This window comes from Dapis brunnea BLCC-M229 (assembly GCF_050015995.1).
Classification (GTDB): Bacteria; Cyanobacteriota; Cyanobacteriia; order Cyanobacteriales; family Microcoleaceae; genus Trichodesmium.
In genome coordinates this window covers 78,136-92,081 of the sequence record NZ_JBNHEP010000253.1, presented here as the reverse complement: position 1 = coordinate 92,081, position 13,946 = coordinate 78,136, and the positions used below count along the sequence as shown (strand labels likewise).

11 protein-coding genes and 2 pseudogenes are annotated in these 13,946 nt (G+C 36.4%); 6 read left to right on the top strand and 7 right to left on the bottom strand.

Annotated elements, in window-relative coordinates:
- Positions 1-207 precede the first annotated feature (207 nt).
- The 3 genes and pseudogenes from ACP6PM_RS29570 (at position 208) to ACP6PM_RS29560 (ending at position 3,704) form a co-directional block, all read left to right on the top strand.
- On the top strand, positions 208-384 hold the full coding sequence (locus ACP6PM_RS29570; RefSeq protein ID WP_426590453.1) for a hypothetical protein: 177 nt from the start codon (positions 208-210) through the stop codon (positions 382-384).
- A 218-nt stretch (positions 385-602) separates the two neighbouring features.
- Positions 603-755: pseudogene (locus tag ACP6PM_RS29565) on the top strand (IS5/IS1182 family transposase); the annotation flags it as partial.
- Between the two features lie 261 nt (positions 756-1,016).
- Entirely contained in the window at positions 1,017-3,704 is a 2,688-nt protein-coding gene (locus tag ACP6PM_RS29560) for a HEAT repeat domain-containing protein (protein WP_426590452.1), read from the top strand.
- A gap of 332 nt (positions 3,705-4,036) precedes the next feature.
- On the opposite strand, the pseudogene ACP6PM_RS29555 reads toward ACP6PM_RS29560, so the two are convergent.
- From ACP6PM_RS29555 to ACP6PM_RS29535, 5 genes and pseudogenes are all read right to left on the bottom strand, one after another.
- Positions 4,037-4,210, bottom strand: a pseudogene (locus ACP6PM_RS29555) (IS630-like element ISMae25 family transposase); the annotation flags it as partial.
- 325 nt (positions 4,211-4,535) lie between these two features.
- A complete protein-coding gene (locus ACP6PM_RS29550) occupies positions 4,536-5,420 on the bottom strand; it encodes a tetratricopeptide repeat protein (RefSeq protein ID WP_426590451.1) in 885 nt (294 codons plus the stop codon).
- Positions 5,421-5,576: 156 nt separating this feature from the next.
- The gene (locus tag ACP6PM_RS29545; protein ID WP_426590450.1) at positions 5,577-6,911 is read right to left on the bottom strand and encodes a sensor histidine kinase; all 1,335 of its coding nucleotides are present in this window, start codon (positions 6,909-6,911) and stop codon (positions 5,577-5,579) included.
- A gap of 788 nt (positions 6,912-7,699) precedes the next feature.
- Positions 7,700-7,858 carry a hypothetical protein gene (locus tag ACP6PM_RS29540; RefSeq protein ID WP_426590449.1) on the bottom strand — a complete coding sequence of 53 codons (159 nt, stop codon included), beginning with the start codon at positions 7,856-7,858 and terminating at the stop codon, positions 7,700-7,702.
- Positions 7,859-8,672: 814 nt separating this feature from the next.
- The gene (locus ACP6PM_RS29535) at positions 8,673-8,825 is read right to left on the bottom strand and encodes a hypothetical protein (protein ID WP_426590448.1); all 153 of its coding nucleotides are present in this window, start codon (positions 8,823-8,825) and stop codon (positions 8,673-8,675) included.
- 351 nt (positions 8,826-9,176) lie between these two features.
- Here ACP6PM_RS29535 and mazG point away from each other — a divergent pair, with 351 nt between their 5' ends.
- Positions 9,177-9,977, top strand: a complete 801-nt coding sequence (mazG, locus tag ACP6PM_RS29530) for a nucleoside triphosphate pyrophosphohydrolase (protein ID WP_426590447.1) — start codon at positions 9,177-9,179, stop codon at positions 9,975-9,977.
- Positions 9,978-10,339: 362 nt separating this feature from the next.
- On the opposite strand, the gene ACP6PM_RS29525 is transcribed toward mazG, so the two are convergent.
- Positions 10,340-11,161, bottom strand: coding sequence for an alpha/beta hydrolase (locus tag ACP6PM_RS29525; RefSeq protein ID WP_426590446.1), 822 nt, complete (start codon positions 11,159-11,161; stop codon positions 10,340-10,342).
- A 129-nt stretch (positions 11,162-11,290) separates the two neighbouring features.
- On the opposite strand from ACP6PM_RS29525, the gene gcvH reads away from it, so the two are divergent.
- Together gcvH and ACP6PM_RS29515 are read left to right on the top strand one after the other, a co-directional pair.
- Positions 11,291-11,692 carry a glycine cleavage system protein GcvH gene (gene gcvH / locus ACP6PM_RS29520; protein ID WP_426590445.1) on the top strand — a complete coding sequence of 134 codons (402 nt, stop codon included), beginning with the start codon at positions 11,291-11,293 and terminating at the stop codon, positions 11,690-11,692.
- A gap of 285 nt (positions 11,693-11,977) precedes the next feature.
- The gene (locus ACP6PM_RS29515) at positions 11,978-12,331 is read left to right on the top strand and encodes a hypothetical protein (RefSeq protein ID WP_426590444.1); all 354 of its coding nucleotides are present in this window, start codon (positions 11,978-11,980) and stop codon (positions 12,329-12,331) included.
- A 124-nt stretch (positions 12,332-12,455) separates the two neighbouring features.
- On the opposite strand, the gene ACP6PM_RS29510 is transcribed toward ACP6PM_RS29515, so the two are convergent.
- Positions 12,456-13,577: a pentapeptide repeat-containing protein gene (locus ACP6PM_RS29510; RefSeq protein ID WP_426590443.1), complete on the bottom strand. Its 1,122-nt coding sequence runs from the start codon at positions 13,575-13,577 to the stop codon at positions 12,456-12,458.
- Between the last annotated feature and the right edge of the window lie 369 nt (positions 13,578-13,946).

The window sequence follows — 13,946 nt, the reverse complement described above, 5'->3', positions numbered from 1 at the left end:
TGTAGACCAAGCATTATAGTCTAATTTGGCCAGTTAAGTTGTGTAAGTCCCAATAACTGAAATTACCCATACTTTTAATTCTTTAAAACCTCTCAATTGCTTTTGCCTCTTTTCAAGGTTAATGAAGCTGATAGCTAATAGCTGACGGCTGAATGCTTACGATTTTTTTGCAAATAGTTAATTTTTTTTGTATCCCAAGTATACTTGATGATCCGAAACTGCTGTAATCAATTTGATGGAGAAGAGGTAATTAGAGATTTGATAAAAAATTCTACTTTATGGGCAAGTTTTTTATTCACAAAACCGATTTTTGCTCCCGATAAAAATGGCTTGAGTTTTAGTGGTTTAATCGATACACTGTTAGTAATGGCTCACTTTTATTAACTTTAGAACGATTAGGAGCAGTCGTAATACTTAATAAAACCAGGGATAAATTGTCGAAATTAGAGGTGCTTTGGGTAGATCAGGGTTATTCTGGTAAGAATTTTGCGAGTGCAGTTCAGGAAGTTTGTAGCATTCGCGGAGCGTTGCGTCAGCAGTATTGCGTAAGGGTGGAAGTAATCAAGAGAACTTCCCAAACTTTTTAGCGCTTACCTAAGCGATGGATTGTTGAGCGAACTTTTGGATGGTTGAATAGATTTCGACGCTTAAGCAAGGATTATGAGGTGTATTCAGACGTGAGTGAAGTGATGATTTATGGCTCTCTAATTCACCTTATGGTTAAGCGACTAGCTAGTTTAAGATTTACTTTATAAATCAGCTCTAATATTAGTGAAGCTAGCGATCGCTAGATCCACTTTACTAAGAGAACACAATTAGCAAAATTTATGTATAGCTAACTAGCTGGAGATAATTAATATCTACTCTACCTACAATTTCTAAAATTTATCAGAATCTAACTCAATCTATAGGTAATTTAATCTATAATAAATAATCTGTACAACTGTACTATCTAGCTTATACCATTTACCTTTAAAAAATAGAAAAATTATTATTTCCTAGAGGCTACTATGATAATGCTCACAAATGATTCAAATACCTTATTATCCCTCAAACACAAAGCAGTGTTTGATGAGGACCCAGACTTACAACTAGCAGCAGTCGAACAGCTAGCCATCCAATGGAAAAACCACCCGGATACTGTACCTATTCTCAAACAACTAGCTATATCTGGTCAATGTCCAAATGTGCGGAAAGTAGCAATAGAACATCTTGTCCAAGGTTGGCCAAATGACCCCAATATCCTACCTTTCCTTAAACAATTAGTAGTATCCAACAATGAGTATTGGTGGTTGCAAGAAGCCATACTCACGCAATTAACCACAGGTTGGCATGACGATCCGAATACGATCGCTTTCCTCAAACAACTAATTTTAGCAGATCAATATCGGTCTTCAAATGTCCGCTCTGTAGCCCTCAAACAATTAGCGCGAAACTGGCAAAATAAACCAGACACACTACCTTTTCTGAAACAACGAGCCATATCTGATATTGATGAAACTTTGCGGGAGACCGCAGTCGAACTCTTAGCTGAGGGTTGGCAAAAAGACCCCTTTACTTTTGCCTGGCTCAAACAACGAGCGGAATCAGATCGACATTGGGGAGTGCGTCTCGCAATAGTAGAAAAATTGAACCAAGATGGAAGATATGATGCCGAAAATATCGCCTGGCTGAAACAAATGGCGATATCCGATCCAAATTCCCATGTGGCTTCAGAGGCAGTATCCCAGTTAGCCCGACTAGCCAAAGACGATACCGATACTGTAACTATTCTTAAACAGTTGGCTGTTTCTGCTCAAGTTGCAGAAGAAGTAAGACAAGCAGCTATGAGTCAGTTAGCTGAAAATTGGCAACATGACCCGGAAATCTTATCAACTCTCAAACAACTGGCAGTGTTCGATCAATGTTCTCATGTCCGACTGGCAGCAGTGGAAAACTTAGCACAAGATTGGAGAGAAGATTCTGATATAGTGGCTATTATGAAGCGGTTGGCTGTATCAGATGCAGTTTTTTCAGTGCGAAAAGCAGCTTTGGGGTATTTGATCGAAAACTGGCAACATGACTCAGATACTGTAGCTATTCTCAAACAAGTAGTTCAGTATGACGAATCTTGGCAGATGCGAGAGTTAGCTCTGGTACAGTTGGGAGCATTTTGGCAACAAGACCCCGATGTATTAACTTTTCTCAAACAACAGGCTGAATCTCCTGAATGTTGGGTAGTCGGAGAGCTGGCAGTAGCACAATTAACTGTTGGCTGGAAAGATGATCCTACTGTTTTAGCTCTCCTGAAAAAATTGGCTATGTCTAATTCTGATGTACGAGTGGCAGCAATACGGGAATTATCTATAGCTTGGAAAGATAACCCCGATACTATAGCTATCCTCAAAAAAGCTGCTTTGTCTGACGACTCTTGGCACGCTAGGAAAATAGCAGTTGAACAACTAGCGACTGGTTGGCATGACGATCCTGATACGTTTGCGATTCTCAAAAAAGCTGCTTTGTCTGACGAACAGCACGATGTAAAAATTGCAGCAATGGAGATGTTAGTCACTGGTTGGAAAGATGACCAGGAGGCGATGGCTACTATTAAAGAAGTAGCTGTGTCTGATAATTTCTCAGAGGTACGCAGAGCAGCAATGGAAGTGTTGACCAAGACTTACAAAAATGATCCTGATACTCTGGCTACTCTCCAGCAAATAGCTGCTACAGACCAATGTTCAGATATCCGAGTAGCAGCAATTAGCAAATTAGCTAATGATGGTAAAGATGACCCCAAGATTTTAGCTTTGCTCAAACAACAAGCTATTGACGATCCATGCTCTTCTGTACAACGAGCAACAATGGAACAGTTAGCTACAGATTGGAAAGATGACCCTGATACTCTAAATATTATTAAAGAACTTGTTATGTCTGGCAAGTGTTCCGAGCTACAACAATCAGCAGTGGTACAGTTAGCTACAGATTGGCAAGATGAACCTGATACTATATCTGCTCTCAAAAAGCTGGCTGTATCTGCTCAGTGTCCAGATTTACAACAGTTGGCAATGCAACAATTAGCTTTGGGGTGGAAAGATGACCCTGATACTTTTACTATTATCAAACAAAGGATTGAATCTGCAGATGAACTGGAAGTACGACAAGCAGCAATGCAGCAGTTAGCCATCGGATGGAAAGATGATCCTAATACATTGAGGTTGTTTAAACGGTTAGCTATTTCTGATGAGGATGTGTGCGTGCGACAAACAGCAGTAGTAGAGTTGGGTATTTGTTGGCAAAATGACCCTCAGACAATAGAAATTCTCAAACAAGTGGCTATCAATGATGATAGTTTTTATGTGCGACAAACTGCTGTGGAATTATTAGCTTTGGTAGAAAAAAATCATCCTCATACCTTTGTCATTTTGAAACAATTAGCTCAGTTCGATCGGAATGCTTATGTGCGACGTTCAGCAATACAGCAGTTAGCTTTGGGTTGGTATAATGAACCGGGAATGTTTGAGTTTTTCTGCGATCGTGCCTGCTCTGACCCTTTTGTCCGTCAGGAAGATTGGGAGGATAACCCGCGCCAAGCTTGCCTAGAGGCAATTATCGAACAACATCGAGAAAATGATTTGGTTCTCCAGATATTGCGCGATCGAGCCGAAAATGATTTAGATGATCAGATCAAAGTATTTGCTATGAAAACTTTGATCCAATTCGGATAAACGGGGTTGCTATCGATCGTTCTCTCAATTACCAACGACTAAATTAAGACCTCTTGAGACACAAATCTAGCTAAATCTCTTTCCGGGATACAAAACCTCTGAGTTTTCCAAGACCGTAATTGTTTTTTTTAAGAAGCGGTCAGCACTCAGAACTCAGCAATCAGTAGGATCATTTTTTTTACGTGCGAGATGGATATTTTAACCCATAGCTACAAAAGCTCAAGTTCATAGTTCCGACCCAGGAGACTAGCTGTTTGCGGAGCATTCCGGCACCGAAATGCTCAAAGCTGATACCTAGTTAAAATACGACATACAGTTTCACTGGAAATTTAGGTGACAATTGTACGTTTTTTGAGTTCTGAAGTTAATAATTTAATTGTCCAAGAATATCTTGCTTCAGAAGGTTCAGAACAACACAAGGCAATAATTTGCCCTTCGGTCGCTCCGTCTACTTTTGGGGGTGTGGGTGGAGTTTTTCTGTGTTGTCGATTCAAAGCAAGATTTTCTGTTCTATAGCAATGAGCGCTCAGGTATTTACAACTTCCAGTTCAAAGTGCAGTAAGCGAAAAGGTCTACAAAAAATAATGTGTAAAGATGCCAGCGCACATTGCTATACTAAACTTACCGAATAATTAAGGTCTAAAGCCTCTCCTTTTAAGGAGAAAAAAGAAAAAAATCATTTTGCTCAATCCTATCCGTTTTAAGAAGAGGTAATTATTAATTATTAATTATTAATTGTTAATTATTAATTATTGAACCAAACTTACCCATACACGATAGTCCTCCTTTGCTATATATATTGCAATATTTTAGCTGTGTCAGTCCACTACCTCAAGGAGAAACCTGGCGAGACGGTGGTAAATCTTCTATTTGAGCTAAAGTTTCTTGAATACGAGGAGTTGCCAGAAATCTTTTCGCATCTTCAATTAACCGTTCCCCCCACAGATGTTGGTCAAGATAATCAATGTCTGCATAATTGCTATCTAATCGCAGTGCTTCTTCTCCCATAGCAAGACTTTGTTCTTTATCACCTTGAGTGTAGAGAGCTACTGCTAGCGCTAGAAGTGGTTCTGCAGCTTTATTATCAATAGAGACAGCTTTACGCCATTTTTCGATCGCATCATCTACTTTTCCCATCTCATATTTAACTAAACCAATATTATTAATTGCAGGCCATAGATTTTTTTCTAGGTCATAAGCTTGTTCGTATTGTGCGATCGCTCTTTTAAATTTACCATGCTTGTAATAAGCATTACCCAAGTCAAATAAAGCTCCTGGGTTTTCAGGTTTAGATTTCAAACCTTTTCTTAATTGCTCGATAGCGTTTTTATAATCAGATGTTTGAAAATAAGCTCTACCAAGAACAAATCTAATCTCCGCATTACTTGGGTTTAGTTCTTGAGCTTGTTTCAAGGCAGCAATACCTTCTTCTAACTCTTCAGCTTGAATGTAAAGACTGCCTAATAGTGCCCAAGTTCGTTGATTATTTGGGGCTAATTCTGTAGCTAGTTCGGCTCTAGATAAAGCCAAGTCAAACTGTTGAAATCTTGCTAACTGTAACGCTTCCTCAGCTAAACTTAAACCTGTCTGTTCTAGTTGAGCTGAGTCCAGTTGTAATATATGAGGAACTAATGCCTGCCCTAGTATAGGTTTAACATTAGTACCCCACATACCTAGGGTAATTAATAAACAAAGTAATAAATTTCGATTTGGCACAGTTAAAGAGTATATATGGTTAAAAAGTTCAGTTTAAAGTATCTAGTCTCATATACTAGCCTAAAAATTTCACAATTTGCAGTATAATCTACTAAAAATTATCTTTTTATAGTTTTATCGTTTTAAGTTTAGGATAAATATCCTATATTCAATTAATTAAAATATTGGTAAAATAATTTCAAATTCAGTACCCCTACCTTGTAAAGATTTTAGTTTAAGTTTTCCACCATGTTTTTCATTAATAATTTGGTGACTAATAGCTAAACCCATACCTGTTCCTTTGCCCACCGGCTTAGTTGTAAAAAAATTATCAAAAATTTTATCTTGTATCTCTAAAGGAATACCCAAACCATTATCAGCCATTGTAATACTCACCCTATCATCGTCTTTTCCTACTATAACTTCCGTAGTAATCTTAATTTGAGGTTGCCAATTTGAATCTTCTAGTTCTACATATTTTTCATTTAGTGCATCAATACTATTACTAATTAGATTCATAAATACCTGGCTAAGTTGACCAGAATAACAACTAACCATTGGTAAGTTAGTACAATAATTTTTAATAACTTTAATACCGTATTTAAGGCGATTATTTAAAATTAGTAAGCTACTATCTATACATTCATGGATATCTGCTGGTTTCTTTTGAGATTCATCCATGTGGGAAAAGTTACGAAGACTATTCACAATCTTCAGTAATTGTTCTGAGCCAAATCTAATACCTTGAGTCGTCTCAGATAATTCTTCCTGTAAGGAATCATATTCTATTTGTTCCTTAATTTGATTAATAATTGGAGATGGCTCTGATATTTCGTCATAGGTAGATAAAAGTTTACTAATTTCTTCTAGATAAGAACAGAGAAATATTAAATTATTCCAAATACAGTTAACAGGATTTCTAATTTCATGGGCTACCTCAGCAACCATTCTGCCCAAGCTAGCCATTTTCTCTGTTTGAATAGCTTTTGCCTGAGTTTGTTTTTGCAGTAGATTACTTGTAAGTTCATGAATCTTTGATTGAGCCACCAATAATTGATGCACATCTAATAGTTTATAAACATTAGGTTCTATTTCTACAACAATAGGCTCATAAAGTAATTCCGGCCGTCTGTGTAAAGATTTTTGCGCCGCCTCTACTATCAATGTATTACCAGGAAGAATAGAAATATCTATTTGAGAGAACTGATACAAAGCTTCTATAGGCCGCTTATAAAACATCTCTATACCATAACGACTTCCCATTCTTTCAAAAAATAATCGTCGGGAAATCATACCGATAAACCTACCTTGCTGATCGATCAGAATTACACCTGGTAGTAAAGGATTAGCCTCAAACACAGATGCAACATCTTTACCAAAGTAGCTAGATTCAATCAGAACATCTTGCAGTGGTAGTTCCTGTATAGTTGATTCTAAAGATAGAATTTTACTTTTAACCTCTAAATTAGGCACTGTAAATGAATCTGAATTTGACTCATATAAAGCAAACATATTAAGAAAGTTCCTAGTATGCTAGTATCAAGAGATACATATTTGAAAAATATTCCAGATAATTTGCCTTAATCCTAAGAATATATTAAGATTAGTTTTCACCTTTCTAGCATAACCTCAAAAGGATAATCAGAAAACATAAAAATTACTTAACTTTCTTGATAAACTAATTTGTTTATTTTATATAAATTAAACAGAAGATTGAGTAGCCTCCCTCTTAGTCAAGAGATGACCTATATTTTGAGAGGCATTCCCATCGGCATTGCAAGTGTAACTATCAAAACCTCTCAAAGTATGCTTTACCCTCTCGCCTATTACACCGTCTAGTATATGGGGCGGTTCAACAATTAATAATTAATTATTAATTATTAATTATTAATTATTACCTCTCCTTGAAAAGGAGAGGATTGACTAATTATGAAAATTTTTTCTTGTTTCTCCGTTTCTCCTTTAAAGGAGATGCTTTAAACCTTAATTATTTCGGTAAAGACTCTACTGGTACAGGGGCTTTAATAGCCTTGTACCTGCTCAACAACTATAACCGATGAAAAGCCAAGTGGTCTTGGTTTTGACTAATACCTTCCCCCCTTTCAAAGGGGGGAACTAAAGGGGGGATGGGTTGAAGTGAAGTTTGTCTGATGTCTGATAAGTCTTCAAACCGCAATCCCATATTATACCTTGGCAAATTGTACTAATTGTTTAGAAATCACAGGATCGATCTGAGTCATTATTATAGGCTCACTTCTTTCAATGTCCTTAATTTTCCTCAGCTTTTGAGACTCTTGAAGTTACGCAAAGAAGTTTTGATATTTACGCCTTAAGCTTTTTACTTGCTTTCCACTCCAGAACTTACCAAAACTATTCGGTAATGCTGCCACTGCAATATTATTTTGTCGTCTATCAACTCCGATCCAACCATTCACTAATTCCGGTTCTGGAACATCCATAGATACCGAGATTAGGAAATACTAAATACCTTAGAGAGTCAAACAGAGCATCTCCATTAATAATCTTGTTCAGAGTTTTTTGGTGTGAAGCAGAATGGACTCTCAGAGGTATTCGTTTTCTCTTACCTCGATATAGACTCAGAGAAACTGTGAATAAATCACCTTGACGACTAATATCATCTCCGGATAATTAGTGATAAAAAAAGTTTTTGTTTGTAGTAGGGCTTTAAGCCCGTGAAATATCTATCTTAGGGCTAAAGCCCTACTACGAGCTGTAATTATAACTATTCAACCGGAGATGATATAACATTGTACCCTTGGTTATTCACTTCCAAAGGCAAGCGTTTAAACTTTTTAACTTTAGTAAAAGCACAAGTATTACCGAAAAATTCAGGTATAAAGCCTTTCCATTCATGGAAAAAAAGCGGTCGTTTGCGTTAGCGTTAGGGAAGCTCCTCTGCAAGAGGCAGCTCCTCTGTTTCGCTGCGCGACATGAAAAGCGCAGCTCCTCCGTTTGCGAAGCATTCCGCAGGAAAGGAGGCAAGAGTCAGCATGACCTAGGATGGGATGGCGAGGAAACCTCGCCATCCCTCGACCAAGAGAGCGGTCATTTTACTGGGGCACAACTTCGCACTTCGGGGTTTCGCCGACTTGAATTGCGCAGCAGACCGTAGGGTGGGATGGCGTTTCAGCTATCGCTGACTTTAATTGTGGAGCGGCTCTGCAAGAGTGAGTTTCCCTTCCCTGGGGTCTCGAAGAGAACACCATATAAAATCGACCAACAGAAGAAAAAAACCTTCTAGCCAATCTTCATTTAATAAGAAGAGATAATTATTAATTTTTGAAGAATAGTTTGATTAATACACATTGAACCTATTTCAACATGATGAAAATCCTTACTCGTATACTTGCGACCTTCTGATTTATCTACTCTCAGCAAGGTGTTAGCTACTTGAGTATTGAGCAAGGTCAATAGCTCACTCTTCAGCAGCCTTATAAGCATTAAGCCGATAAGAAGGTAGTTTTAGTGTCAAGGTTAATTTACTCATGGTATGATGATAACATAATCCTACACACCTGTGTATAATACTACGGAATAAATCCCGTGGCTCATGTTTTATCCAGGGATTAAAACTGCCTGGCTCTCATCTTCTACGAAAAAATTGGTAGGGGTTTAGTGACCAAACCCTGACAATTAATTCTCCTGACTTTAGTCCAGGGAGTAGTCAGATATGTCTTTATAACTACCTTAGATGCCAACTCCAGAGTTGATTTGAATATCATACTATATTAATATTAAGAAACTTCGTTATTTAACATGAATTCGACATTATCTGCATTACAAGAACTAATAGAAATAGTAGCTAAATTACGTTCTCCAGAGGGGGGTTGTCCGTGGGATTTAGCTCAAACTCCAGAAACTTTAACTCCTTATATTGTTGAAGAAGCTTATGAAGTTGTAGATGCCATAAAAGGTGGGGATAAAGAAGCGATAATTGATGAGTTAGGAGATTTATTATTACAGGTAGTTTTGCAAGCACAAATAGCTAGTGAAGCAAATGATTTTACTTTAGCTGAAGTTGCTGAAAATATTAGCAAAAAAATGATTAGAAGACATCCCCATGTATTTGGAGATGTGAAAGTAAATAGCACTGAAGAAGTTAAACAAAATTGGGAAGAAATTAAGGCAGCAGAAATTGGGGAAACTAATGATTTACTGAGTAAAAAATTAGGCAGATATGCTCGGCAGTTACCTCCAATTATGGCAGCAATGAAGATTTCTAAAAAAGCTGCTGCTGTTGGTTTTGAATGGGAAAATGTTGATGGGGTTTGGGAGAAGTTTCACGAAGAAGTAGGGGAGTTTGAAGAAGCTTTAAAGTCAGAAGATAAGGAACATCAACAAGCAGAAATGGGAGATATTTTGTTTGTTTTGGTGCAGTTGGGACGGTGGTATGATTTAAACCCAGAGCAAGCATTACAAGGAACGAATCATCGGTTTTTGAAACGATTTGCTTTGCTGGAGGAAATGTGCGATCGCCCTATTTCGGAATATAGTTTGGTAGAGTTTGAACAAATGTGGCAAAAGGCAAAAGCAAAATTAGCAATGGATAATGGATAATGGATAATTAGAGAAAGTTTTCAGGTAGTCTTGTTGATGTAGTGATTTAGGGTAAAAGTAGGAAACATAGATTACCTTAAAGTTCGGCTTTTTCCAAAAATATTGTATTCTCTTGACTAATTGACTTCTGCCAGAAACTGGGTTTGTTAGAAACAAATATTAGTATGGTAAAGTATCTAAGGGAATAGCAGAAAATAAATTATCCCAATTTTTGTACTCTATTTTTGTACTATATCCTGACTGGTTACTCCCTACTCTCTTACTTTTTCAATTTCTTCCCTATTCCCTACTCCCTTATTTTCATAGCTAATGGGATAATTTTTTATTTGGAAGTCCCTAAATACAAACCCGGTTTCTAAACTTTAGTTTCTTTCTATCAAATTAACAAACTCACCCATAACCTTTACATATTCCTCACCTGCCACTTCTAATAAATTAAGATGACCAGCACCATCAACCCATAAAGAAAGCTTGGGTTGATTAGCTGTAGCAAAAAGTTGCTGTCCATGGGAAAAAGGAATTACTCGGTCAGCATTTCCGTGCATTACCAACACCGGGCAATTAACATTTTTAATCTTGTCAATACTGGTAAATTTGTCAAAGGGATAAATAGGGATACGGGTCACTACCCGAAAGGCAGTTGTAAATGAACTTTCTATTACCAAACCAGCTACAGGTTGACGGGATGCCAAATCTACTGATGGCCCCCCACCCACTGAACGTCCATAAACAATAATTTGATTTGCAGGTATCCCTAATTTTTGGGTCAAATATTCATAAGCAGCATTAATATCTTGATAGGCAGCTTTGACTGAAGGTTTTCCCTGACTTGTACCATAACCCTGATAGTCATAAGAAAATATATTAAAGCCAATATCTCGCAAATCTTGTAACCGGGGTAAAATTGCCCCCAAGTCTTCAGCATTGCCATGACTGTAGAGAATTGTATATTTTGCCTTGGGTAATGGTAAATAAATTCCTGTAATTTGGACTCTATTGCTAGACTCAAGCTTGACAAAATCCTGGTTTTCCTGGTATTTAGATGGACGAGGTAAAAAAATTAACCGATCTGAGAAAAAGAAAGCCCAGAAACCTACAAGGAGATAAATAATTAAGGCAGACCGAATTAATCTGATAACAGAAAATTTCCCTAAAAGTACTCCTATAATATTTTTCTTGTCCATAAGAACTGGGTGTTTACCTTATTAATAACTGGGTGTTTACCTTATATTATTCTTTACGGAATAATTTTTAATGCAAGTCTAGTCTTGCTTTGACTAACATAATTTGTACTATTTTTGGTGAGGAACTAAATGACACTAGAATTTCCAGACGACCTCAAATATCTCGAAACCCACGAGTATGTAAGAATGGATGGCGAGATTGCCACTATTGGTATTAGTGCCTTTGCTATTGAACAGTTGGGAGATATTGTATTTCTGGAACTTCCAGAGGAGGGAGACCAAATAGAAAAAGAAGGCTCCTTTGGCAGTATTGAGTCTGTCAAAGCAGTAGAAGACCTGAAAGCTCCTATTACTGGTACGGTAGTAGAGCGTAATGAAGAAATATTAGAAAGTCCAGAGCGGTTATCAGAAGAAGACCCATACATAGATGGTTGGCTCCTCAAGGTGCGTGTTAAAGACCCTGATGAACTAGAGGGAGATGATGTTTTCTCTGCTGACCAATATCGTGAGATGGTAGAGGGAGAAGAGTAACTGGATAATGTCTGATTAATTCTGTATTTTTCAGATAATTTACAATATATTCCTTTACTTCTTTTTATCCCTTATTTCATTGACTGAAGTTAGAGGATTTAATGTAATTTAATACCCGGTCGGGAATTGTTAATGCCCGGTCGGGAATTGTTTTTTTTGATGAATTTATATTTTTCAGTAGGGTATATATGTTCTGAGTTAATTTTATTTTTTATCTTGCCGGAGTATGATAATTTGCAGATGATATAATAAATATATAGGAGAAAATATACTTGGAGAACTCAAATGAAAAAATGTTATATATTGTTCGGTTTAACTATTGGTTTAATTACCTTAATACCTTTGCCAGTACGAGCAGAAAAAACGGAAACGGCAGAGGAAATTGCTAAGATGGTTGGTGCTATGACTTGGTGTACAAATAATGTCGCTAGAAATAGATCGGAAGAATCTCTTTATGAGTCTGCTATAAGTGCTGGAAATACTAAACTTTACACAGCTAATAATCAAAATGATCGAAGTCTAGAGGGATTAGAAAAAGTAGTAGCAGAAACGACAAAGGGTAAATATGATAATAAACAACTTAGTCAAGAACTTTGTGAAGAAATCCGCCAAAAGCTTCTTAATGTTCTTAATGAATGAAAGTTTGATATTGAAAAAATAAAATTATACTTCTTACACAAGTAACAATTAAATCTTTTTTTTCCTTTCTTTTCATTTATTTTTTTCCCTGTTTCTAACCTCTGCAACAAACTTATGAAATTAATTAATTGGCTGGGCAATTTTTATCTTCTCTTTTTCCATTTGGCATAGTTGTCTTACAGAAAGTAGCAAACAATAATATGGTGGTTTTATCTATTTTGGCTCCAGTAAGGTTGGCATGACTTAAGTCAGCTCCGCTTAAGTCAGCACCACGCAGATCGGCATTATTCAATTTAGCATGACTAAGATTAGCATCCCTTAATCTGGAACCTCTCCATTTACTTCCTACTAATGTTGCATGACTTAAGTCAGAATTTACAAGAACAACATCTTCAAATTTGGCATTAGACAAGTTGGCACCTCTTAAGTTAGCGTCTTTCAAATAATCACCAATTAATTGAACATTTTCTAGGTTGATACTTTGAAGATCTATTTGATTACAATCTAAATCTGTTTGACATAGAATTAATCTAGTTTCATACAAAAATAGCAATAATAATCCTTTTAGTTTAGCGTCATCTTCTAAACGTAATGCTAAATTCCATGTATTGGCCTGAATTAAACCATTAAATATATCCTGATTATCCCGATCGGTATTATTAGGATTAATCTTTTTTCTCTCAACATTAATCCTTTCTTGCTCTAATAAAATTTGTCTAATTTCTTTCATATAGTTAGCCAATATTTGCTCATGGAAACGTTTGTCAGAAATTTTTTCTTCAAGTTGTTCTAGATCGTAAGCAATAAAACTAGCAATTAAACCTATAAAAATCGGCACAAATATTTTCTCGAATATTTCCCAAGGTTCTTTCTTAGCTATAGAAGATAAGAGATTATTAAAATAAGTAATAAGATTAACTCTTTCATGCCTCATAGTAATTGGGTTTAACTTTAATTCTTTTTCCCGCCAGATTGCAAAGACAAAAATCAAGAAAAATATTAAAGTTATCCCTGTCGTATATCTGAACAAAGGGAAACTATTAATTTGCTCCCACAACTCCTCCCAATCAAATTCCATCTGAGTATAATTAACACTATCAGGTTCTATTGAGTTTTCCTGCAATTCCATCTGAGCATAATTAACACTATTCTCAACTGCTTGAGCTTGTCCTAAGTTGGCTTCACTTAATGATAATGAGAAAGCAGTTAAAGTCCCTAAACCAGCAGCAATAAATTTTATATTCATAATCAAAAAACTACTACTTTAATAGTAGTAAAAACTTTAATAATATATTTGCAGTTAAAAGTTTCGATTCAGTATTTTTTCAGTTCAGTATTTTTTCAGTTTTAAGTAGGTAAACGTGAATAAATCTAACTATCTTAGGATTTATCCAAAATAACTTATTTCTGTCATCTTAGGATTTATGCAAAATAACTTATTTTTGTCATTACGTTCGACAAACCAGAGCCTTTGCAAAGCATTCCGTCAGGAAAGTAATCTCAAGCCAATACTTTTGTGCTAAATGCGTAAGTCCTATATCTAACAAAATATTGATGCAGCTCCAACACTTGAGATTGTTTCCTTCCACTCCGTTACAGTCGCTGCGGACATAGT

Bases quoted from the DNA above. Each gene is read 5' to 3' on its own strand.
- ACP6PM_RS29525 (WP_426590446.1), bottom strand. From the start codon at position 11,161: ATGGACAAGAAAAATATTATAGGAGTACTTTTAGGGAAATTTTCTGTT.
- ACP6PM_RS29570 (WP_426590453.1), top strand. From the start codon at position 208: ATGATCCGAAACTGCTGTAATCAATTTGATGGAGAAGAGGTAATTAGA.
- ACP6PM_RS29510 (WP_426590443.1), bottom strand. From the start codon at position 13,577: ATGAATATAAAATTTATTGCTGCTGGTTTAGGGACTTTAACTGCTTTC.
- ACP6PM_RS29515 (WP_426590444.1), top strand. From the start codon at position 11,978: ATGAAAAAATGTTATATATTGTTCGGTTTAACTATTGGTTTAATTACC.
- ACP6PM_RS29560 (WP_426590452.1), top strand. From the start codon at position 1,017: ATGCTCACAAATGATTCAAATACCTTATTATCCCTCAAACACAAAGCA.
- ACP6PM_RS29540 (WP_426590449.1), bottom strand. From the start codon at position 7,858: ATGGATGTTCCAGAACCGGAATTAGTGAATGGTTGGATCGGAGTTGAT.
- mazG (WP_426590447.1), top strand. From the start codon at position 9,177: ATGAATTCGACATTATCTGCATTACAAGAACTAATAGAAATAGTAGCT.
- ACP6PM_RS29545 (WP_426590450.1), bottom strand. From the start codon at position 6,911: ATGTTTGCTTTATATGAGTCAAATTCAGATTCATTTACAGTGCCTAAT.
- gcvH (WP_426590445.1), top strand. From the start codon at position 11,291: ATGACACTAGAATTTCCAGACGACCTCAAATATCTCGAAACCCACGAG.